Raw genomic sequence first — 21,066 nt, 5'->3', positions numbered from 1 at the left:
GCGCACCATCTGCGCGCGGCTGGCCCGGAAACCGGGAAAGCAGCGCCACCAAGCCACCAAAGTTTTCAACCGTGCCGCCCTGCATCCCGAATGGATGCACGACGCCCCATATTCCGGACACCCTCGATGAAACCAGGGGATATCGCCCGCTACCTGTTCCTTGCGATCGTGTGGGGACTTTCATTCCTCGTTGTTGTTAAAATTGTCGAGGCCTTTGGCTGGGTCGGTGCAGTCACCTTCCGCGCCCTGATTGCGGCCGGATCGCTTTACCTTCTTGCCCGGTTGTTTCGCCGCAAACTTGATTTTTCTGCAGGTTGGCGTCCCTTTGCCATTGTCGGCGCCACCACGGTTGCCGGGCAACTTATCGGCCTTTCCTATGCCGCACCGCGGATCGGGACTGCGATGGCCGCCATTTTCGTCGCAGCCATTCCATTGTTTTCCATGATCATCAGCCAACTCTGGGGCCTTGAACGCACCACAAGACAAGGCTTTGCCGGCTTGGTGCTTGGCATCAGTGGCATTGTGTTGCTGGTCGGGTTCCCCGCCGTCCCGGTCACGTTCGAATTTGCCCTTGGCTGTGTCGCATCAATCCTTGCCGCCCTGTGTGCGGCCTTTGGCAGCAACTATGCCAGCCGCCATCTGCGCAACAGTGGCAACTGGGAAACCACCATCGGGGCGTTTCTGTTTGGTGGATTGATGACCTTGCCACTGATCTTTGCCGTGCCGCTGGAACGCATACCGGTTGCCATGGATTACCTGTATCTGATCATTGCCGCAGTTTTGATGAGTGTGTGCACCTATATCGCCTATTTCCGACTGGTCGCCTCCATCGGGCCGACGCGGGCAATCAGTGTTGAATTTCTGGTCACCGTGATTGCCGTCTTTATCGGGGCGACCGTTCTGGGTGAAAAACTTTCTGCCATGCAGTTCATTGGCGGGATCACAATCATGGTGGGCTGCGCGTTGGTGCTGAACCTTGTGCCTGCGTGGATGCGTCCGCGCTCGAGCGTCCCTGAAATCCCGTAAGCCACGCGCACCACATCCGCCAAGGAACAAGCAGGCCTGTGAGAAGTTAGACTAGATAGTCCTCTCTGATCACGGAAAGCAGCGCATGCCCTTTGACCTTGGCCAGCAGTCGCTCGGCATAATTGTGATGACCTTTGCGGTCTGCACATTGATTATCGGTTTTGCCGGGACCCGACTTGCAGGGATTGCCGTCAAACTGGCCGAGCGTACCGGCATGGGGCAAATCATCGCAGGCGCGCTGTTTGTCGGCATGTCGACCAGCCTGCCGGGCAGTGTCCTGTCGGTCACCACCGCATGGCAGGGTCATACCGATCTTGCAATTGGCAACGCCCTTGGCGGGATTGCGGCCCAGACAACCTTTCTGGCAATTGCCGATCTGGTTTATCGCAAGGGCAATCTCGAACATGCCGCGGCCAGCGCAACCGGTCTTGCGCAAACCACCCTTCTTTTAAGCATGCTGTCCGTGCCGCTTCTGGCCTATGCCGGGCCGGAATGGATGATTTTTCATATTCACCCGGCATCGATCCTTTTGTTTATCATTTATGCGTTTGGTCTGAACCTGCTGTCTGAGATCCGCGATGAACCGATGTGGCATCCCAAGAAAACCGACCTGACCGAAGAAGACGCCAAACATGACGAAGCCGACACCCACCCGGAAAGCTCCGTTCGGCTTTGGGTTGAATTTCTGGCCTTCGCGCTTTTGACCGCCATTGCCGGCCACGTCATCGGGCAGGCTGGCCTTGCAATCGTTGCAGTGACCGGGATCAGTGAAACCGCCGTTGGCACCTTCCTGACCGCGATTTCAACGTCCTTCCCGGAGTTTGTTTCGGCCATTGCCGCGGTGCGCATGGGGGCGGTCAATCTGGCAGTTGGCGACATCATCGGCGGCAATGCATTTGATGTGCTGTTTTTGGCCGCATCCGACTTTGCCTATCGCGAAGGGTCGATCTACGCCGCCTTTACCGATCAGCACATTTTCACCATTGCGCTGGTCATCCTGATGAGCGGAGTATTGCTGTTAGGCATGCTGAACCGCGAACGCCGTGGCATTGGCAATATCGGCTGGGAAAGCTTTGCGATGCTGGCACTTTATGGTGGATCAATATTCTATCTGGCGGGCTAGATTCTATCTGGCGGGCTGGCCTGTGGCGTAAACGCCTCAAAGCACTTCCTTGACCTTGGTCGCAAGATCTTTGAGCGAAAACGGCTTGGGCAGGAAGTGCACACCGTTTTCTTCGTCCAGCTCATCGCGATAGGTATCCTCGGCATAGCCAGAGATGAAGATGACCTTCAGTTCCGGCTTTTTCTCTCGCAGCATGCGGATCAGGGTCGGGCCATCAATGCCGGGCATAACAACGTCCGAAATCACCAGATCTATGACCTTGTCGGTGTTGTTTAGCACCTCAAGCGCGTTGTCGCCATTATTGGCTTCAAGCACGTCATAGCCCTTGCTGCGCAGCGCCCGGGCACCGAATGTCCTCACCGCGTCTTCGTCCTCGACCAGAAGGATCGCACCCGTCCCGGTCAGATCGCGTGACGGGGTTTCCTCGATCACCGCCTGCGTTTCAGCAAGCTCTTCTTCGGAGGCCTCGTAACGCGGCAGATAGATGGTAAAGGTTGTGCCCTTGCCTTCCTCGCTGTTGACCGCAATGAAGCCGCCGGTCTGTTTGACGATGCCATAAACCGTCGAAAGACCAAGACCGGTGCCCTCGCCGCGCTCCTTGGTCGAGAAGAAGGGCTCGAAGATGCGTGTGAGGTTTTCCTTGGGAATACCGATCCCGGTATCGGTGACCTTGATGCCGACATAGTCGCCAGGCGGAATAACCTCGGTCCCGGTTGCGGTCGGTTCGTCGATGATTTCGGTGCTAGTCTGAACCGTAAGTGTCCCACCCTCGCCCGCCATGGCATCACGCGCATTGACAACAAGGTTGATGATCACCTGATCAAGCTGGCCCGGATCGACCTTGACCAAGCCAATATCGCGACCGTGACTGACTTTAAGGTCGATCTTCTCGCCAATCAGACGGCGCAGAAGATTGGACATCTCGGCCAGGGCATCGGTGATATTGATGATTTTCGGCTGCAAAGTCTGACGGCGCGAGAACGCCAAAAGCTGCCGGACAAGATTGGCAGCACGGTTGGCATTCTGTTTGATCTGCATGATATCGGCAAAGCTCGGATCGCCCGGCCCGTGACGCGACAGCAACAGATCGCAGAACCCGATCATCGCGGTCAGAAGGTTGTTGAAGTCATGCGCCACCCCACCGGCAAGCTGACCAACAGCCTGCATTTTCTGGGATTGGGCAAATTGTTCCTCAAGGTTCTTCTGTTCGGTCGTGTCCAAGAAATTCAAAAGCAATGCACCAGCTTCACCCGAACGGCCTGCGACACGTTGCAGATAAATCTGCGCTGCAACACCACGTGAACCGGCAAGGCGGGCTTCGATCTGTCCGCCCTTACCCATGCCCATCACGGCCTTCGACAAATAGCGCGCCACTTCATCGCGGTCTTCGGGCAGGATCAACTCAAGGATGGAGCGCCCGACAACCTTGTCATGGTTCTGTCCAGCCGTGACAATGAAGGACCGGTTGGCATCGGTAACCGTGCCCGACATATCAGCCAGAACAATCGAAAGCGGACTTTCATCAAAGAACCAGCGCACCCGGCGTTCGGTTTCAGCCAGCGCGTGTTCCCATTCATGGGCGGGCATCGGATCCGGGAAGATTACAGCCTGACTGCGCACAGGCCCCGTGCCCGGCGCATTGATCGAATGGGTCACGAAACAGCGAATGGGTTCGCCACCGGTAACCTTGAATTTAACCTCGCCATTGACCCCGTCGCCAACGATCAGATCGGCAAGTTCGACGGAACCATTGTTAAAGTCTTCGGGTTCCCCGCCAAGCCAGCTTGCCAGACGGCGGTTGAGGTACAGAATGCGGCCTTCTTCATCAAGGCCACACACCCCGACCGGCAAACGTTCGATCATCTGATCGGCATGCTCAAAGCCGCTTTGCGCCGCTGCAACCGGCAGGTTGGCCGCCATTTCGCTGGCCTGAGGCGCAGACAGGGCAAAGCTCTTCTGGAGGTCTGAGGACGGCAGGAGCAAGGACGCATCGCTATCGGCGAGAACGACACTATCCACACCGTCAACAGTCCACAGCATCTGGCCGGCACGCGCATTCGCCGCAGTCACCGAAATGCGCAGACACGCACCGTCAGGCGATTTGGACTTATCAGGCTTGCCGTAATGCTGTTCGCCATCATCGGCATTTTCGCCGCCATCGTTATCCGAGGCAGCGTTGTCTGATTGAAGTTTTTCGGAGCGCGAAAGATCGACAAACATCTGCCCGCCTTCGCCGCGCATGGCGCGCGTACGAAGCTCTGCAAGTTCGTCACTGCCAATCCCGAGGAAGGACAGACGTGCCTCAAGCGCGGACAACATATCCGACCCTGCATCAATGCCGAGCTTGGATGAAAAGGCCGGGTTGGCATAAAGCGTCTTGCCATAGGCATCAATCAACGCAACGCCGATGTCGGATTTCGCAAAACCGGAAATCAGCGGCCCAAGGCCATCATGCCCGCCATTGCGCAGCTTTGCCGACAGGGACAGCGACGCAACCGCCACAACGGCGACACCGGTGACCATCGCCCCGATAATCCACATCAGGCGCGCATCAAGACCCGCCTTTGCCAACACGTCCATCAGGACGAAGACAAACGCGACAAATGCGACACTTACAGCAAGGATAAGTCCCCGAAACAGCACGCGACCGCCTTTAACGACAATAACTTAACAAAATAGTCTATACTTTTAGCCGCTTATCGCCCAACTGGCTACCGACAAGTTTGTCGTCCATCTCACAGCCCGGCAATCACCCCAAACCGAACGCAACGCCCGCAAAATATGCAAAAGGCAGGAACCAAGAATGGCCCTGCCTTTCGAAGATTACAATTCCGCGGTTTCAGTTCACGATTTTGCTGTGACCAATACCTAGCGGCTCAGACGCTTAACCTGCGCTTCATCGAGTTTGATGCCGTCGAATTCAACGCTAACTCCCTCGTCGCTTACATTGCGTACGATGGCCATTACAGGTTTGTTCAAACCAGGAAGTTCAATTTCGACCTTGGTGCCCGAAGCAATTCTCTCATTGCATGAGAGCTTCGCCCCACGTTCGGAGATGTTTTCAAGCCGCGCCTTCGATACCTTACCGCCAAAGCTGATAGTCACATCCTTCGAGGCGCGATGACGGGTCGAAGAGCGACGATCAACATCCGAGGTCGAAGTCCGGACAACTTCGACGAGCACATTACGAAGATCTCGCACAGCATGTGCGACCTTCTCGGAAAGAGCACCAACCTCGGCGGCAAGTCGCCCCGTGCCCGATGCTTCTTCGGACACCTCATTGATCCGACTCGAAACTTCACGGGATGCATCAGCGGTTTCGTTTACATTACGTGCGATTTCAGATGTTGCAGCACTCTGTTCTTCAACGGCAGCCGCAATCGCGGTCGAAACTTCATCCATTTCGTGAATTTTCTCGGCGATGGTTGCCACTGCGGTAACGGCGGAATCCGTCACCGCCTGAATTTCCGCAATTTGACGGGTAATTTCATCGGTCGAACGGCTGGTCTGCGTTGCCAGATTCTTGACTTCCTGCGCAACCACCGCGAAGCCCTTGCCTGCATCACCGGCACGGGCGGCCTCGATGGTGGCATTCAAGGCAAGAAGGTTGGTCTGCTCGGCAATGCCGGAGATCAACTCCACTACCTCGCCAATACCACGCACGCTGTCTGCCAGCTGCGAGACAGTTGCTTCTGTCGTACGGCTGGCCTCAACAGCGTCTTCACTGACTCGGTTGGCACGTGAAATCTGACCATTGATTTCGCCCAGCGAAGAGTTCAGTTCTTCACCGGCACCGGCAACCGCTTCTACCGTCGCCAGTGCCTGCTCAGAGGCCGCAGCAACGGTCTGGGAATTGCCCTGAACAAGGTCGGCGGAGCTAGACATGCGATGGGCCGCCTCTGCCAGTTCGCCGGTTTGTCCCGAAATGATTTCAACTACGCGGCGGGTTTCATTTTCAACCCGCTCGGCCATTTCCATCAGAGACTGGCGGCGCTGCTTTTCGGATTCCAAGCGATCAGCTTCTTGCTGTTCGCGCATTTTCAGGTTGTTCAAACCGGTTTCGCGGAACACATGCATAACCCGAACCAGATCGCCGACTTCGTCACTACGCTTGGTTTCAGTGAGTTTGACGTCATATTTGCCATCAGCCAGTTGCGCCAGCGTGGTCACGCTCTCGGCGACCGGTGCTGAAATGCGGCGATGCATGACCCATGCAATCAATGCACAAACAATGATTGATGCAATGGTCACTGCCGTTGTAAGAACGAAAACAAACTCAACATTGCGTTCAAGGCCATGAAGCTTGTCGACCAGGGCTTGTTCGATTGAGATACTATAGGTATCGGTGTACTCGACAGCAACTTCAAGCGCCGCAGCAAGGTTTGCCGCAGCATCATCAAAGTTGCCCATCATCTTGTTGCCAACTTCAGGACCACCGTTGATATAGCCCTGCGCCATTTCCTTGCCAGCGGCATAATAAGCCGGAAAAGCGGCCTCGACCTTTTCAAGGGATGCTAGCAACTCATCCTGCCCCAGCTTTTCAGCCAGAGCTTTTGCTTTTGCCAAGTTTTCTGCCAATGCCTGTGCAGCGATTTCGGCCTCGTCAAAGCCGTCATTGAGGCCATCAAGCCCACGGGTCGCAGAAATATCGGTCAACCATTGCTGAACCTGAACAACATTAAAGCGCGCGCCCTCAATCGCCTTAATCAAGCTCGGTACATCCAAACTGACAACCACACCAATTTCGGCAGCTTCATGAGTCGCACGACGGCTCTCGCCATTCACGATACCTATACCAAAAGCCACCGCGATCAGCATAACGACGATAATCGCGTTCGACAGGGCTATCTGCCCGGCAATCCTCAATTTCATAAAGACATTCCCGTTAGAAAAGGCACATATTTTTGCAATGGACTAGGCGTACATAACCGCCCGTATAGTATCAAAAACACGCAATGGGAACCACTAATTTGCTTCTACCACCTATGCGGCAATCACCGATCGCCGCAAATCATTGCAAGCAAAACGTACTATAGTATTACAGACAGAAAGTAATTTTTATAGATCAGACGGACCTAAGAAGCTTACTATCCAAGCTTCTTGCCACGTTGACGGAAAACGAACGAGATGATCTCGGCGACGGCTTTGTAATGTTCAGGCGGAATTTCCTGATCAATCTCAACGGTCGCAAACAAGGCACGCGCCACTGGCGGGTTTTCCATGATGGTGATGTCGTGTTCCTCGGCGACTTCGCGGATCTTGAGGGCGACATTGTCCTGGCCCTTGGCGATGCACATCGGGGCGCCCATTGTATCGATGTCATATTGCAGGGCCACGGCAAAGTGCGTCGGGTTGGTGATGACGACGTCGGCCTTGGGCACGTTTGACATCATGCGCTGCTGGGCGCGCTCCATCCTGATCTGACGGACCTTCGCCTTGATCTCCGGGCTACCTTCCGTCTGCTTGAATTCGTCCTTGATCTCCTGCTTGGACATTTTCATCTTCTCGTTGAACTCGTACTTCTGATAGGCGAAGTCGAGCCCGGCAATCACGGCGGTCAAAGAGACCGTCGCGATCAGCAGAATAATGATCATGTCATAAAGACGTTCAAGCGTCAGACCGAGCGACTGCTGTGGATACAGCTCAACATCCATCAGTTCAGGCACAATCACGAGGCCAAGCACAACGCCAACAAGGATGATCTTGCTGACGTTTTTGACAAACTCGACCATGCTTTTCATGGAAAAGAGATTCTTAAGGCCCTTGATAGGATTGAGCTTTTCGGGTTTGGGCTCTATACGTTCAAGCGCGACCACGATACCGTTCTGCACGAAGTGGCCAGCGGCGGCAAAGAACACCAAAAGGACGAACGGAATACCCAGAACCCACAACATGCCAAGGATGATGTCTTCAAAAAGGCCCGGCACGCCTGCCTGCGTGACGTCAAAACGATGCGGGTGTTCGATGAAGGCAAGAGACAAATCGCGCACACCTTCGGCCATTGTTGGCCCAAGCATGAGCATGACAAGACCACCGCCGAACAGTATCATAAAGTTGCCGACTTCCTTGGAAACCGGTACCTGACCTTTCTTTCGCGCGTCCTCAAGCTTTTTACTTGTGGGGTCTTCTGTCTTTTGGCTGTCGTCTTCTTCTGCCATTGGCGAAACCCATGCTTGGCAATGCGGAGCTTTGTACGGCCCGACATCGCCTTACGGACTAAGGAACGCCTCAAGCCCGTTCTCGAAATATGCAAGATAAACCATCATCATGGATGGCAGGGCCAAGGTCAACAAAAGCAGTGCGATCGCGATCTGGACCGGCATCGCGACAAAGAACACCGGCAACTGTGGCATCAACTTGTTAAGCAGACCCAACGCAATCTGCAAACAAATCGCCACCACCAGAAATGGTGCCGACATCTGGGTAGCGATAATGAAGCTGTCATTTAGCGCGTTGGCGAAAAACTCGCTCATATCGCCAACTGGCAAGATACCGCCCGGCGGAAACAGGGTGTAGCTTTCAAACACAGCCTGGATCATCAAGTGATCCATCCCGGTCGCGAACAAAAGAACCAGCCCGACCTGCAACAGGAAATTCCCCGTCACCGCACTTTGCGCCCCTGAAAGCGGATCGGCGGTAAAGGCGTTCGCCATCGAAGACAGATAGGCAATAATCGAGCCTGCGGTTTGCAAGCCAGCCATCATGACCTGAGCAAACAGCGCAAAGAACAATCCCACCGTGACTTCATATCCGATGCCAACCAGAAGCGACGGCGCATCAGCGGGCTGTGGCGGGAAAAGCGGCCCTGCCAAAGGTGAAATGACCACCGCCACCCAAAAGGCAAACAACAGGCGCGCACGCGCTGGAACGGCACGCGATCCAATTCCCGGCATAAAGGCAAAGGCGGCCCCCACCCTGGCGAAAGTCATCAGGACGACGTAAACATTCAGCGTAAGAAGTTCTTGAAGATCCATGTCGTCTTCGACTGCCTTACTCATTCACGCTGGCGGGCGGAGTGTTTAACGCTAATTCGGTAGCCCGATAAAGTGGTCAACCATTCGGCCCATAAATTCAACCATCTCGGTCATCATCCACGGCAGCAAAACCAGAAGGGCGATGAAGATCACCAGAATTTTGGGCACGAAGGTCAGTGTCATTTCCTGAATTTGCGTCAGGGCCTGAAACAGGGCGATGATCAGGCCAACCCCCAAGGCAATCAGCATCAACGGCGTGGTGACTTTCAGCAGTGTCCACACCGCGTCATAGGCCACGTCCATGATTTCAGCTTGATCCATCGGGTCTTCCTGTTTCGCCGTCTTGTCATGCGGGCCACTTCGGGCCTTTATCCTTCATACAGGATTTATCACGGGTTTTGCCATGATTTCCTGACTTATCAAACGCTTCCTTGCGGATTTCCCCAAAAACACAAAAACCGCACGAATGATCGCGCGGTTTTATCAAGGGCGTCTGAAAATGCCGATCAAACCGGCATGTTTAGAATGCTCTGATAGGCTTCAACGGCCTTGTCACGAACCGAGACAACGGTACGCAGGGTAACTTCGGCGGCGGATACCGCAGTCACCACTTCGTGCAGTTCGGCATCACCGGTAATGGCCTTTTGGGTCATCTGTTCGCTGACTTTCATGGTGTCGCGGGCATCATATGCCGCCCCCTTGACCATGTCGGCAAAACTTTCCCCCGGATTCACGGACTGGCCCGAACCGGTTACGGTTTCCGTAACGGTGTTGGTCTTGCCAGCGGCCGCATTGCGGTAGGCAGAAATAGCATCGTTGAAGCTTGCGACCATGGGTATCAATCCTTAAGCGTGTTCTTGTCCCGTTATATCGACTGCCTATTGCAGGATATCAAGGGTCTTGAGCAACATACTGCGCGATGACTGGATCACATTGAGGTTGGCCTCGTATGAACGCTGTGCTTCGCGCATATCCATCATTTCGACCAGCGTTTCAACGTTCGGGGTCTGAACATAACCCTGATCGTTTGCGGCCGGATGGCTTGGTTCGTACTTCATACCAAAATCAGATCGATCCGGCATCACCTTATTGACCTTGACCATCTCGACGCCGACTTCGCGATCCATGACGTTTTTGAACGTCAGAAGCTTACGGCGATAGGGCTCCTGCCCGGGTGCCGTTGCAAGGCTGTCTGCGTTGGCAACGTTTTCTGCCGCGACACGAAGACGGGTACCCTGTGCGCGCATACCGGCAGCCGAGATTTTAAAAGCCTTGTAAAGTTCCATGGTTCTTACTCTCTAACGACAGGTTAAATGCGGCCAAGGGCCGAAATGAACATTGATTTCTGTTTGGCATACAGACGGGTCATGGTCTGATAATCGACCTGGTTTTCGTTCATCTTGACCATCTGTTCTTCAAGGATCACGGCGTTTTTGCCCGGTGCGACTTCATAGTTCTTGCGCACTTCCTCGTCCTTGAAGTTCTGCGGTTTGTTAAGACCCTGACTATGGCCCGGCGTGGTCGCCTGCATCGCAAGGATGAACTGACGGTCGCGGCCGATATTCTTCGGGTCGAATTCCTTAAGATCGTTGGCGCGGTAGTTCGGCGTATCGGAGTTGGCAATATTCTGCGCGATGACTTCCTGACGCTGTGTCAGCCAGTCCATCTTCTCTTTGAGGTTGGCGAACATGCCAAGTTTGCCGATATCCATTTCCTGCTCCTTGTCTGCGCGTCTTGCAGTATTGAGTGCGCGGGTAAAGCCGAAGTTAACATCACGCCCTGATCGGACCCGGATCGTTCGAAGGGCCGTTTTTGCCGCCCCGATAAATCCTGCCAACACAAATGCACGTAGCGTGCCAAACATAAAAACAGCGTTGAATTTGCCCGCATTTCGTTCTAATCACTGCGGGTACTAGACCCCGAGTATGAAACCGGGCATATTGAGCGCATCTGACGAATTATATTTGTCATCTATCTATCGAAACCGGGACATTGCATGCTCTATCTCACACGAAAAGTTGGCGACTCCGTTGTCATTGATGACAATATTGAAGTCACTGTCGTTGAGGTGCGCGGCAAGACCGTAAAGCTCGGCTTCACCTTCCCCGAAGATGTGCAGGTTCTGCGTCGCGAACTTTATGATCGCATTCAGGAAGAAAACCGTTCGGCAGCGGTCAGCGAAGATCTTATTCGCCACCTCGGCACCGTTGGATCGTCCGACAAGACCGCGTCCGAGAAAAAGAGCGATTCCAGCGACGATTAGGCACTATGCCTCCGCCCCGCTTATCGCTTAAATACCCACCCCACTGACATCCCGCATCCAAAACATCTCAGCCCGCTGATTATCGACTGTGTCATCTGACAGTCGTTTGCCCGACGACACATCGCAGTTGTCGGCGACAACGATTTGTTGACCATCTTGGGTCTATGGTCGACGCTATCGAGGTTGATCGCCGCAAACTGGCACGGCAAACCGTCCTGAGTTGAAGAACCGAATGAGCGGGAAAAAGCCCACCTATGACATTACCGATACCCCGGCAAGCAGGACGGAAAATCTTGCCGCACCGGGTGCGCATGACCAAAAGGCGGTCGCGCTGCGGTATCGGCATGGGAAGGATAATGCCCCGACATTAAGTGCCAAGGGCGAAGGCAGCGTTGCGGAACAGATATTGCAAGTCGCCTTTGCCAACGGCATCAAGGTCCGCAAGGACAGTGACCTGACCGAAATTCTGATGGCTGTCGATGTTGAAAGCGAAATCCCGCTTGAAGCCTTTGCAGCCGTCGCCGAGATTTTGAACTATATATACCGGATCAATCGCATCTATGGCGGTCCGTCGCGCAGCCAGTCCGATCCCGAAGATCAGATCATGGCCACACCAAATAATGACGTAAACGGGGAAGGCCCATCATGAGCCCAGAACAGTACAAGCCCGATCAGTTCAAAAACGACCTGAAGCGCGTCCTGTCATTGATCCGCACCGGACAGCGATACCTTGAAGACGGCAAGGTGGTCGAATTGGCAGCGCTTGAAAGCCGCATTGCCGATCTGTGCGAGAAAGCCCGCACCATGGCCCCGGACCAGCGTCAGGATGTTGCCCCGTTGCTTGCTGCACTGAGCGAGGAACTGGCAGAGTTCGAAACGCGCATGCAGCAGGAATATAGCGACATCCAGCGCCAGCTGCGCGGCATCAGCAACACCGCACAGGCAACAAATGCCTATGCGCAGGCCGCCCGCACGAAATAGGCCCCGCCCACTAAGGTGCTGATTTAAAACCGGCCCTTGAAACTGACCGTTGGGGCAATGCATGTGGATGCTGCCTTGCCTGACCTTGCACGGCACGGTAAACAGAAACACGAAGACAGGTGATCGTTTCAAGATCAACCTGCCAACTGAGCGTCACAGGTTGTCGACGGGGAAAACTGCCTGATGGAACTAAGCGCCTATTTCCGGTTTGTGGCCGCCCTGCTTTTTGTGCTGGGGATTATTGGCGTGTTTGCCCTTCTGGCACGACGGTTTGTACCCGGTGCGCGCAACATCAACCGCCGTGGTGTGAAAAGACGCCTGTCCGTTGTTGAAGTCGTCCCGGTCGATACCAAACGCCGTCTGGTTCTCCTCAAGCGCGACGATACCGAACATCTTGTCATGCTTGGCCCGAATGGCGACACCGTGATCGAACGTAATATCGGCACACAATTCAGCGAAATCCTTGGCAATCAGAGCCTTGCCGATGAAATCCCCGCATCTTCGGATAGCTCGATCATGGCCGACAGCCCAAAAGACACCGATCAGACTGACAGGAATGCGCCTGCATGAACCGTGACATCCCATCACCATCAGCACGCACCCAGGATGTGAAACCGGCCAAAACTGGTTGGCGCGCGCCGCGCTGGTTAACGCTTTGCGCAATCTGGTCGCTGATCCCGCTGATCGCCATCATGGCAGGCGGCGACACCGTTCATGCGCAATCATTCAACTTTGATCTTGGCGACGGCCCCGGGGTGACATCGTCGGGACGTCTGATCCAGTTGATCGGCCTGATCACGGTTCTGTCCATCGCGCCGGCCATCCTGATGATGGTGACGTCCTTTACCCGTATTATCGTGGTTCTCAGCCTGCTTCGTACCGCCCTTGGCATTCAGCAATCGCCACCGAACCAGGTTCTGATCAGTCTGGCGATGTTCCTGACCCTGTTTATCATGATGCCGACCTTGGAACGCGTCTGGGACGAGGGTCTGGAGCCGATGATCAATGGCAACATTGATGAATTCGAAGGGTTCGAACGGTCCGTCAAACCGGTTCATGATTTCATGATGACCCAGGTCCGCGAACGTGATCTTCAGTTGTTCGTCAATCTGGCGGGGATCGAGGAAATCACATCTCCTGATGACATCCCGCTTCGCTCGCTGATCCCGGCCTTCATGATCAGTGAATTGCGCCGTGCGTTCGAAATCGGCTTTTTGCTGTTTATCCCGTTTCTGATCATCGACATGGTGGTCGCGAGTATCCTGATGTCGATGGGTATGATGATGCTGCCGCCGGTAATCATTTCCCTGCCGTTCAAACTGATCTTCTTTGTGATGGTGGATGGCTGGTACCTGATTGCCGGATCACTCGTGGAAAGCTTCGGCGGATAGGCCGACGGGCCAAAAACGTCGCATCCCAGACAACAGAAAAACAGCTTATCTCAGCTTTCGAGATAATCGCGCAGGCGATAATACCAGATTGCCATCGTCGCATAGGTACGATGCATGTCATGGAACGGCATCGGCTTGATATCGGTAAACCGCAACGGCAGCGGATTGGTCGGCGCCAACAAATGATTGGCGATCGCCTTGCCCATGGATGTCGCGAGTGCGACACCACGACCGTTATAGCCCACCGCCATGATGACATTTTTGGTCGGCTGATGAATGTGGGGCAAATGATCCATCGTCATTGCCACCTTGCCATGCCAGAAGAATTCCAACGGCATGGACGTCGTCCACGGATAGAATGCATGGAGCTGCGAAATCAGATCCCTAAAATCATTTGCCGACGTCGGATCACGAAATGTACCACGCCCCCCGATCATCAGGCGGCCGCCCGGCCCAATCCGAAAGTAATTACCGATACGACGACTGTCAGATACCGGCATCCGTTTCGGCAGAACCACTGCAAGTTGCTCATCGCTTAGCGGCTTGGTTGCCACCTGAAAGCTGTTTGCCGGGACAACGGTTCGGCGCAACTTAGGAAATAAATCGCCAGAATATCCATTGGTTGCGACGACGATGTGGTCGCATTTGACCACCGTACTTGACACTTCCTTGATACTGGCGTGCCATTTCCCGTCAACGCGCTTGGTGCTTTTGACTGTGGCGGGCGCAAGCAGGATACAGCCCGCATCAATTGCCGCCCTTGCCAGACCGCGCACATAATTCAGCGGATGAAGCTGACCGGCCCGCTCGTCAAGCCACCCCCCGACCAAACGCTTGCTCCCCGACAATGCCTGTGCGGATGCGGTATCTAGCATCCTGACCGCAGCGCCACGGCGCTCCCACTGGCGCATCCGGCTTTGGAGGGTCGGTATATGGGAGTTTTTAACCGATGCCTGTATCCAGCCGGTTCGCTGAGCCGCGCAGGAAATGTTGTGTTCTTCGATCAAATCGAACGTGGTTTTGGCGGTATTTCCGACGAACTCGGTTGTCGCTTCGCCATACATCTGATCAAGAATATCAGGATCATATTTAAGGCCGGGAATCACCTGCCCGCCGTTGCGGCCCGATGCGCCGAAACCGGGTCGAACTGCATCAACCACAATCACCGAGGCCCCGCGTTTGGCAAGCTGCAAGGCACAGGACAGGCCGGTAAACCCAGCCCCGACCACCAAAACATTGGCAGTATAATCGCCTTCGGGGAGCTGTGCATCTGGCGGGTTATCCGCAGTGGCTTCCCAGATAGAATGCAGAGTTTCTTCCATAACACCTCCGGCTATTCAAGATGCGTAACACGGCGCAGGAAGTCTTGCGTACGTTCGTGCTGTGGATTGCGCAGCACGGCTTCGGCATCGCCCTGCTCGACGATTTGACCACCATCAAGAAACAGGACCTGATCGGCAACTTCACGGGCAAACTGAATTTCGTGCGTGACAACCAGCATCGTCATATGCTCTTGGGCCAGAGACCGCATGACTTGCAAAACCTCGCCCACCATTTCCGGGTCCAAGGCCGATGTCGGTTCATCAAACAGGATGGCTTCGGGGCGCATTGCCAATGCGCGGGCAATTGCAACACGCTGTTGCTGGCCGCCTGATAACGAACCGGGATAGGCGTTCATCTTGGCATCCAAACCGACACGGCGAAGAAGGTCTTGCGCACGATCACGGACTTCTGCGCGATTTTCGCCAAGAACGTGAACCGGCCCTTCCATCACATTTTCAAGCGCGGACCGGTGCGGAAACAGATTGAAGCGTTGAAACACCATCCCAACACGGGTGCGGATTTCATCAATGTTGGCACCCGTGGCATCGACGGTGTCGCCATCGATCGTGATCTTGCCCTTCTGATAGACCTCAAGACCATTCACACAGCGCAGCATGGTCGATTTTCCTGACCCGGACGGACCAATGAGACAAACAACCTGGCCTTTGTCGATCTGCGTATCAATGCCCTTAAGAACTTCGAAATCACCATAGGATTTGTGGACGGATTCAAAGTTGATCATTTCGAGGCCCCCATCATGATTTCGACACGTCGCATTACAAAGTTCAACGGCAACGTCAGGCACAGATACAACAGGGCAACGAGGGTAAAGATGGTCATGTTGTCAAAGGTTGAGGATGCAAGCATCTTGCCCTGCATCGTCAATTCAGCCACCGAAATTACCGACACCTGCGACGAGTCCTTAAGCAACATGACAATATTGTTCGTATAGGGCGGCAGAACGATCTTGAATGCCTGAGGCAAGATCACGCGGCGCATCATCAACGGCCGCTTCATGCCAATGGATTTGGCGGCTTCGATCTGCCCACGGTCAATCGCCTCAATACCGGCACGGAATGTTTCACCGATATAGCACGAATATGTCAGTGCTAGCCCCATTACGCCTGCCTGAAATGCCGTGAGATCCAGGCCGATTTCCGGGAAAACGAAATAGATATAAAACAGCACAATCAGGATTGGAATGCCGCGGATAAACTCGACAAAAACCCGCGCAGGACCGGCTAAAACAGGATTTCCTGACGTGCGTAGCAATGCCCATAGAAGGCCAAGCGCACTGGCAAGAATAAGGGACAATAAGGTTACCGCAACGGTCAGCCACATTCCCTCAAGCAAAATCGGCAAATATTCGATTGAGTTGGAAATAAAATTGGACACGTTGAAAACTACCTTTGATGAAATCAATCAAAACCAGGCAAAAGGGTAACCCTTTTGCCTGGCAATCACGTTTATGAACCCCGGCGGATCATAGACCGTATTTGGCAAATATTTCGTCGAGTTTACCACTGTCTTTGAGCTCGGTAATTGCTGCGTTTACTTTCGCAAGCAGTTCCGGATTGCCCTTATCAACCGCAAGCGCGACATCGCTCATGCCCATCGGCTTGTAGTCTTCGACAAGGCGCACACCAAGTTGCGGCTTTTCTTTGATCTGATAGGCAATGACCGGCAAATCGCCGACACCGGCCTTGATACGGCCAAGCTTCACATCACGCATGATGTCGGCAATTGAGTCATAAAGCTTAACCTCACCCAAAGTTCCGAGCGCGCGCAACTTGTCCGCAAAAACACTGCCGACCTGGGCACCGACGGTCTCTCCGGCCAGATCATCAAGGCTGTAATTGTTGGAGTCATCGGCAGCAACAAACATGCCATCACCGTATTGATATACCGGCTGGGTGAAATCGACGATTTCCTTGCGCTTGTCTGTCGCGAACATGCCTGCCGAAATCAGATCGATTTTTCCCGTGGTCAATGCCGGAATCAGTGCTGAAAACGCGACAACATTAAATTCCGGCTCTGCGCCGACAATGTCGGAAATGGCCTTGGCAAGATCGACCATTGCCCCTGTTGATTCCTGCGTTTTCGTATCAATAAACGTAAATGGAATACCGCTGGTCGTCACACCGACAGCCAGCGTATCCTGCGCAATCGCGGCCTGCGACAGCCCAAGAACAGCCGTCATCACGACAGCGGCAAAGCACTTCTTCATCATCATGAAAATTCTCCCATCTCCCAGTATCTCGCGGATGCATTTTACGCAAACTCGCCCGGATACTTCTAATATAAGCCAACCTGGAATTTTCATCATATTGAAAATAACCCCCCTATCAATGATTATTTTGGAGAAATTTTCACGATAACGATATTATCGATTCATTCTTTTCATTTTTATGTTTGCCGGATGCATGTTTTTTATCAATACTGTGAAACAGGTTACTTGATACGACAAACCTGCTCTTAGAGAAGTTATTGCAACACCTTAGCTGCGCTTTTATCTGCAGCACGTAGACACATTCACAAAATCAGCAGTTGAAAAACAATGTCCGGACTACATCTGCATCCTGATGAAGAGATCGAACAAAAAGCCGATGCCGCTCTTGGCCTGACCATTCGTTCGTTCCGCCAAAAAAACAAACTTTCCCTGCAACAAGTGGCCGAGCAAACAAATCTGTCGGTCGGACTCCTCAGCCAAATCGAACGCGGAATTTCTTCCCCTTCCATCCGGGTACTTCGTGCCATTTGCGGCGTGATAAAGTTGCCCGTACATGAACTTTTCACCGACGATATGGACTACAATGCCCGCGAAACCCGGCGCATTGTCCGCAAACAAAGTCGGCGGCACATCAATTTCGGCTCTCGAGGGATGATCAAGGAGTTCTTGACAGCGCATGATGATGGCACCCTTCAGGTCATGGAAATTTTCCTAGAGCCCGGCGGTGGTTCCGGCGAAACACCCTATGAACACGAAGGTGAAGAATGCGGCGTGATCCTTGAAGGACAGATGGAGCTTTTTGTCGACGGTACGTTCCACACCCTGTCGGAGGGAGACTCATTTCATTTCGAGAGCGTCCTTGCTCACAAATTCCGCAATCCGTCTGACCAAAAATGCCGGGTTCTGTGGGTGACCTCGCCACCGGTCTGGTAAACCGCCCCCAACCGGCCACGTTTCGACAGGAAAGGCACATCTTCGCAATAAAATGCACAAACTAAAAAAGCCGCCTGCAGCGCAGGACGGCTTTTGGTCTTCCCTAGACTTGGGCTTTGGCGCCCAGCGGATATCCGGTCTTAGCCTTGGCGGCGGCCGGATTTGAAAACATCCTGTTCAAGCGGCTTAAGGCCAAAGCTGCCGCGACGCGGGCCGGGATTTTCCGCCACGTATTTTTCGGCAACCTTGCGTTCGTCCTCGCTCATGCGGGCGTGGATTGCCCCCATTTCGCGCTGCGCCTGGCTGCCTTCAGTCGGTGCCGACATTTTCAGCCAGTAATAGGCCAGAATATTGTCCTGTTCGACGCCACTGCCAATCGCATAAAGGCGTCCAAGTGCTGCCTGACCATTTGCCGACCCCTTGCGGGCAGCGCGTTCATACCAGGTCGCTGCACGCACCATATCAACCGGCACACCAAGGCCATGTTCGTACATCACACCGATCAGGTGATAGCCGCCCGGATGGCCAAGCTCGGCGAGATCCATGGCAAGGTCCAGCGCATTGGCGTAATCGGGTTCGCGGTGCGGCACACCGAAAATCTGGATTTGGGTCATCTGATATTTCGCAGATGCATCCCCCTGATTAACCGCATGGCTCAACATCTTCCAGCCACGGTCAAACAGCTTCAGATCCGATGAATGGCAAAAATACATCGCAAGGTTGGCCTGGGCGTAGGCATCGCCCTCGCTCGCGGCGAGTTCGAACCAGCTGATGCTTTCGGCGATATTGCGTTCCGCGCCAAGCCCGACACCAAGTGCATAGCCTAGGGCCGATGCGGCCTCGACACTGCCGGCGCGTGCCGCACGCATGTTAAACTCGAACGATTTCGACGGATCGCGACGAACCCCGCGGCCTTCAAGATAAAGGTATGCCAGAACGCTGGCAGCAGACGGGTCATTCAGTTCGCTTGCCCGTTCGAAATAGGAGACAGCCTTTTCGTCGTCCTGCGGCACGCCCCAACCGTTCAGATAGCAAACACCAAGGTTGTAAAGTGCTGCGACAGAGCCGTACTCGATCGCTTCTTCAAACCAGTGCGCCGCCGTTTCGGCATTTTCCTGAACGCCAAGCCCCTTGGCATAGAGATAACCAAGGTTGTTTGCCGATACCGGACCACCAGCGGCAGCTTCTTCGTTAAACCAGTAGGCTGCTTCTCGGTACCATTGCTGGCCTTCGCCAAGATCCTCGGCAACGCCGAGTCCCTTGCTACGCATATAGCCATAGCAAACAGCCGCAAAAGCACGGCTCTGTCTGTGAATTTGGTCAAGGATGCGGCGGGTCGCGGACTCATCACGCGGCATGCCGTCGCCCAGATAATGCTTTTGGGCAAGCGAAAGCTGGGCGAAAATGTCTTTTTCGACATTCGCCTCATCGTAATAGACCATTTTAAGTGCACGATCCATCACAGCACTACACTCTTCACCGCTCAAAAAAATCCAACAGAATCATAGCGCTTACACCCACTTTGGGCGAAAAAGGCGCCACCATATAGTTATTGAACGTTAATTTATAGCACTAAGCTGCGACTTTTCCAACTGGTCTCGATAGGTTGCAAGGAAACCTTGGAACTCTTCTACTTCGTCGACACGATCGGCAAGCGTCCGGTAATCGATCAACCCTTGGGTCGGTGAAGATGTGATCAGGCTGAAGGCCTCTGCATAGGGGCTTTGGGCCATGACTTCGCCATAGCGCCGCTTGAGCATGTTAAGGGTGCGTTCCTGCCCGGCCATCGCCAGATTAACCGCCCAATTGAGCATGTAGCGGCCACGCTCGTCCGAGATACCGTTTTCATCGAACGGTTCTTCACCGACCAGACGCTGGAACGTCTCGGCGGCGGACATGTAATCGCGGGTATTGCGATAATGATCGATCCGCAGCAATTCGGCATTGCGCGAATAGTCGCCTTCAAGCGATGCAATTGCCTCGACCCCGCGATCCGTATCAAGCAGGGCACGCGCCCGAAGGTGTCGACGCTGGGTGGCAAGTTCGTCGGAAACGCCAGGCACTTCGGTCTCGTCGATAATGCGGATGGTTTCCTCGGGCTTGCTATCAAGAAGATAAACCAAGGCCAGTCGCGCCCCGACCCGGGCCTTTTCCACCCCGGTCAGACGGAAGTCGACCTGATGTTCAAGGAGTTCCTCGGCGCGTTCAAACAGTTCGACATCAACCATGCGGTCGGCAAGACGGCGAATAAGTTCGTCGCCCTTGTCACCCGCCGGGGTCAGTTCGCGGAACTCGTCATAAAGCGCAACCGCCTTGATCGCCGAGATATTATTGATTTCCTCGCCGAGATACAGGTTTTCGAAAGTCTTGTGCATCATGTCGGTCGCCTCGGTCGCCACCGGCATATTCGGGAAGAAGATCGCGACCTGACGCAGGGTATTAAGCCCTTCACGGAAATCCTTGTTCTCGATCTGCAGTTCGCCGATCCGTTTGAGCAACGCCATCTCGAACGCGTCACCGCGCCATGCAAAACGCAGTTTCTGAAGCTGTTCGATCGCATCTTCGACTGTCAGGCGTTCAAGCCGCATCAGAAGTTCGGTGCGATCAAAGATCGCGTGCGCACGCGCCTTGCGGTTTTCACCCTCTGCCACCTGATCCCAGGTCGCGACGGCCTGTTCAAGCTCGCCGGCTTCTTCTTCGAAAATACCCTTGAGGTACTGGATATCCATGATCTTGCTTTCGGAAAGACCCGGGGTCACCAGCATCTTTTCGATCATATCCATGCCCGCTTCGGGGTTGCCAACGATCAAGGCCTGTTCGGT

The 21,066-nt window shown here is 54.2% G+C and carries 21 protein-coding genes and 1 pseudogene; 8 read left to right on the top strand and 14 right to left on the bottom strand.

What is annotated here, in order from left to right; all coding sequences use genetic code 11:
- Positions 1-126: 126 nt before the first annotated feature.
- Both B3Z49_RS00370 and B3Z49_RS00365 read left to right on the top strand, forming a co-directional pair.
- Positions 127-1,026 (top strand): DMT family transporter, encoded by a 900-nt coding sequence (locus tag B3Z49_RS00370; RefSeq protein WP_296987262.1) that lies wholly within the window; start codon positions 127-129, stop codon positions 1,024-1,026.
- Between the two features lie 85 nt (positions 1,027-1,111).
- Positions 1,112-2,149, top strand: a complete 1,038-nt coding sequence (locus B3Z49_RS00365) for a sodium:calcium antiporter (protein ID WP_064782341.1) — start codon at positions 1,112-1,114, stop codon at positions 2,147-2,149.
- 36 nt (positions 2,150-2,185) lie between these two features.
- Here the strand turns inward: B3Z49_RS00365 and B3Z49_RS00360 are convergent, their stop codons facing one another.
- The 8 genes from B3Z49_RS00360 to B3Z49_RS00325 form a co-directional block, all read right to left on the bottom strand.
- Positions 2,186-4,792 (bottom strand): hybrid sensor histidine kinase/response regulator, encoded by a 2,607-nt coding sequence (locus B3Z49_RS00360; RefSeq protein ID WP_296987254.1) that lies wholly within the window; start codon positions 4,790-4,792, stop codon positions 2,186-2,188.
- A 225-nt stretch (positions 4,793-5,017) separates the two neighbouring features.
- Positions 5,018-7,021, bottom strand: a complete 2,004-nt coding sequence (locus B3Z49_RS00355; protein WP_296987251.1) for a methyl-accepting chemotaxis protein — start codon at positions 7,019-7,021, stop codon at positions 5,018-5,020.
- 215 nt (positions 7,022-7,236) lie between these two features.
- Positions 7,237-8,307, bottom strand: coding sequence for a flagellar biosynthesis protein FlhB (gene flhB / locus B3Z49_RS00350; RefSeq protein WP_296987249.1), 1,071 nt, complete (start codon positions 8,305-8,307; stop codon positions 7,237-7,239).
- 51 nt (positions 8,308-8,358) lie between these two features.
- On the bottom strand, positions 8,359-9,147 hold the full coding sequence (gene fliR / locus B3Z49_RS00345; RefSeq protein WP_296987247.1) for a flagellar biosynthetic protein FliR: 789 nt from the start codon (positions 9,145-9,147) through the stop codon (positions 8,359-8,361).
- A 27-nt stretch (positions 9,148-9,174) separates the two neighbouring features.
- Positions 9,175-9,444 carry a flagellar biosynthesis protein FliQ gene (gene fliQ, locus B3Z49_RS00340; protein WP_063087530.1) on the bottom strand — a complete coding sequence of 90 codons (270 nt, stop codon included), beginning with the start codon at positions 9,442-9,444 and terminating at the stop codon, positions 9,175-9,177.
- Positions 9,445-9,629: 185 nt separating this feature from the next.
- Positions 9,630-9,956 (bottom strand): flagellar hook-basal body complex protein FliE, encoded by a 327-nt coding sequence (gene fliE, locus B3Z49_RS00335; protein ID WP_008890380.1) that lies wholly within the window; start codon positions 9,954-9,956, stop codon positions 9,630-9,632.
- Between the two features lie 45 nt (positions 9,957-10,001).
- Positions 10,002-10,409, bottom strand: a complete 408-nt coding sequence (gene flgC / locus B3Z49_RS00330; RefSeq protein ID WP_008890381.1) for a flagellar basal body rod protein FlgC — start codon at positions 10,407-10,409, stop codon at positions 10,002-10,004.
- A 23-nt stretch (positions 10,410-10,432) separates the two neighbouring features.
- The gene (locus B3Z49_RS00325; RefSeq protein WP_232308331.1) at positions 10,433-10,960 is read right to left on the bottom strand and encodes a flagellar basal body protein; all 528 of its coding nucleotides are present in this window, start codon (positions 10,958-10,960) and stop codon (positions 10,433-10,435) included.
- A 159-nt stretch (positions 10,961-11,119) separates the two neighbouring features.
- Here B3Z49_RS00325 and csrA point away from each other — a divergent pair, with 159 nt between their 5' ends.
- The 5 genes from csrA to fliP all read left to right on the top strand — a co-directional run bounded on the left by csrA (position 11,120) and on the right by fliP (position 13,758).
- Complete coding sequence (csrA, locus tag B3Z49_RS00320; RefSeq protein ID WP_008890383.1) at positions 11,120-11,386, top strand: carbon storage regulator CsrA; 267 nt, start codon at positions 11,120-11,122, stop codon at positions 11,384-11,386.
- 232 nt (positions 11,387-11,618) lie between these two features.
- Positions 11,619-12,035, top strand: a complete 417-nt coding sequence (locus B3Z49_RS00315; protein ID WP_008890384.1) for an EscU/YscU/HrcU family type III secretion system export apparatus switch protein — start codon at positions 11,619-11,621, stop codon at positions 12,033-12,035.
- On the top strand, positions 12,032-12,367 hold the full coding sequence (locus tag B3Z49_RS00310; protein WP_008890385.1) for a flagellar protein FliT: 336 nt from the start codon (positions 12,032-12,034) through the stop codon (positions 12,365-12,367). Before B3Z49_RS00315 ends, B3Z49_RS00310 begins: the two co-directional genes overlap by 4 nt.
- Before the next feature lie 183 nt (positions 12,368-12,550).
- Positions 12,551-12,937, top strand: coding sequence for a FliO/MopB family protein (locus B3Z49_RS00305; protein WP_296987232.1), 387 nt, complete (start codon positions 12,551-12,553; stop codon positions 12,935-12,937).
- Positions 12,934-13,758: a flagellar type III secretion system pore protein FliP gene (fliP, locus tag B3Z49_RS00300; RefSeq protein ID WP_199679514.1), complete on the top strand. Its 825-nt coding sequence runs from the start codon at positions 12,934-12,936 to the stop codon at positions 13,756-13,758. Before B3Z49_RS00305 ends, fliP begins: the two co-directional genes overlap by 4 nt.
- 50 nt (positions 13,759-13,808) lie before the next feature.
- Here fliP and B3Z49_RS00295 read toward each other — a convergent pair whose 3' ends face one another.
- From B3Z49_RS00295 to B3Z49_RS00280, 4 genes are all read right to left on the bottom strand, one after another.
- Positions 13,809-15,080: an NAD(P)/FAD-dependent oxidoreductase gene (locus tag B3Z49_RS00295; protein ID WP_296987227.1), complete on the bottom strand. Its 1,272-nt coding sequence runs from the start codon at positions 15,078-15,080 to the stop codon at positions 13,809-13,811.
- A gap of 11 nt (positions 15,081-15,091) precedes the next feature.
- On the bottom strand, positions 15,092-15,823 hold the full coding sequence (locus tag B3Z49_RS00290) for an amino acid ABC transporter ATP-binding protein (protein ID WP_296987225.1): 732 nt from the start codon (positions 15,821-15,823) through the stop codon (positions 15,092-15,094).
- Positions 15,820-16,476, bottom strand: a complete 657-nt coding sequence (locus tag B3Z49_RS00285; RefSeq protein WP_296987223.1) for an amino acid ABC transporter permease — start codon at positions 16,474-16,476, stop codon at positions 15,820-15,822. Before B3Z49_RS00285 ends, B3Z49_RS00290 begins: the two co-directional genes overlap by 4 nt.
- Before the next feature lie 88 nt (positions 16,477-16,564).
- Positions 16,565-17,314, bottom strand: coding sequence for a substrate-binding periplasmic protein (locus B3Z49_RS00280; RefSeq protein WP_296987222.1), 750 nt, complete (start codon positions 17,312-17,314; stop codon positions 16,565-16,567).
- A 324-nt stretch (positions 17,315-17,638) separates the two neighbouring features.
- Here B3Z49_RS00280 and B3Z49_RS00275 point away from each other — a divergent pair, with 324 nt between their 5' ends.
- A complete protein-coding gene (locus B3Z49_RS00275; RefSeq protein ID WP_296987220.1) occupies positions 17,639-18,244 on the top strand; it encodes a helix-turn-helix domain-containing protein in 606 nt (201 codons plus the stop codon).
- Between the two features lie 140 nt (positions 18,245-18,384).
- Here the strand turns inward: B3Z49_RS00275 and B3Z49_RS00270 are convergent, their stop codons facing one another.
- The gene (locus tag B3Z49_RS00270) at positions 18,385-19,704 is read right to left on the bottom strand and encodes an SEL1-like repeat protein (protein ID WP_296987218.1); all 1,320 of its coding nucleotides are present in this window, start codon (positions 19,702-19,704) and stop codon (positions 18,385-18,387) included.
- A 99-nt stretch (positions 19,705-19,803) separates the two neighbouring features.
- A pseudogene (locus tag B3Z49_RS00265) lies at positions 19,804-21,066 on the bottom strand (hypothetical protein); the annotation flags it as partial.

Origin of the sequence: Thalassospira sp. UBA1131 (assembly GCF_002311515.1) — a bacterium.
GTDB lineage: Bacteria > Pseudomonadota > Alphaproteobacteria > Rhodospirillales > Thalassospiraceae > Thalassospira.
The sequence above is the reverse complement of the archived record's forward strand: the minus strand, read 5'-3'. Positions and strand labels throughout refer to the sequence as shown.

Coding starts and splice junctions, on each gene's coding strand:
- B3Z49_RS00370 (WP_296987262.1), top strand. CDS start 127: ATGAAACCAGGGGATATCGCCCGCTACCTGTTCCTTGCGATCGTGTGG.
- B3Z49_RS00365 (WP_064782341.1), top strand. CDS start 1,112: ATGCCCTTTGACCTTGGCCAGCAGTCGCTCGGCATAATTGTGATGACC.
- B3Z49_RS00355 (WP_296987251.1), bottom strand. CDS start 7,021: ATGAAATTGAGGATTGCCGGGCAGATAGCCCTGTCGAACGCGATTATC.
- flhB (WP_296987249.1), bottom strand. CDS start 8,307: ATGGCAGAAGAAGACGACAGCCAAAAGACAGAAGACCCCACAAGTAAA.
- fliR (WP_296987247.1), bottom strand. CDS start 9,147: ATGAGTAAGGCAGTCGAAGACGACATGGATCTTCAAGAACTTCTTACG.
- fliQ (WP_063087530.1), bottom strand. CDS start 9,444: ATGGATCAAGCTGAAATCATGGACGTGGCCTATGACGCGGTGTGGACA.
- fliE (WP_008890380.1), bottom strand. CDS start 9,956: ATGGTCGCAAGCTTCAACGATGCTATTTCTGCCTACCGCAATGCGGCC.
- flgC (WP_008890381.1), bottom strand. CDS start 10,409: ATGGAACTTTACAAGGCTTTTAAAATCTCGGCTGCCGGTATGCGCGCA.
- csrA (WP_008890383.1), top strand. CDS start 11,120: ATGCTCTATCTCACACGAAAAGTTGGCGACTCCGTTGTCATTGATGAC.
- B3Z49_RS00315 (WP_008890384.1), top strand. CDS start 11,619: ATGAGCGGGAAAAAGCCCACCTATGACATTACCGATACCCCGGCAAGC.
- B3Z49_RS00310 (WP_008890385.1), top strand. CDS start 12,032: ATGAGCCCAGAACAGTACAAGCCCGATCAGTTCAAAAACGACCTGAAG.
- B3Z49_RS00305 (WP_296987232.1), top strand. CDS start 12,551: ATGGAACTAAGCGCCTATTTCCGGTTTGTGGCCGCCCTGCTTTTTGTG.
- fliP (WP_199679514.1), top strand. CDS start 12,934: ATGAACCGTGACATCCCATCACCATCAGCACGCACCCAGGATGTGAAA.
- B3Z49_RS00295 (WP_296987227.1), bottom strand. CDS start 15,080: ATGGAAGAAACTCTGCATTCTATCTGGGAAGCCACTGCGGATAACCCG.
- B3Z49_RS00290 (WP_296987225.1), bottom strand. CDS start 15,823: ATGATCAACTTTGAATCCGTCCACAAATCCTATGGTGATTTCGAAGTT.
- B3Z49_RS00280 (WP_296987222.1), bottom strand. CDS start 17,314: ATGATGATGAAGAAGTGCTTTGCCGCTGTCGTGATGACGGCTGTTCTT.
- B3Z49_RS00275 (WP_296987220.1), top strand. CDS start 17,639: ATGTCCGGACTACATCTGCATCCTGATGAAGAGATCGAACAAAAAGCC.
- B3Z49_RS00270 (WP_296987218.1), bottom strand. CDS start 19,704: ATGGATCGTGCACTTAAAATGGTCTATTACGATGAGGCGAATGTCGAA.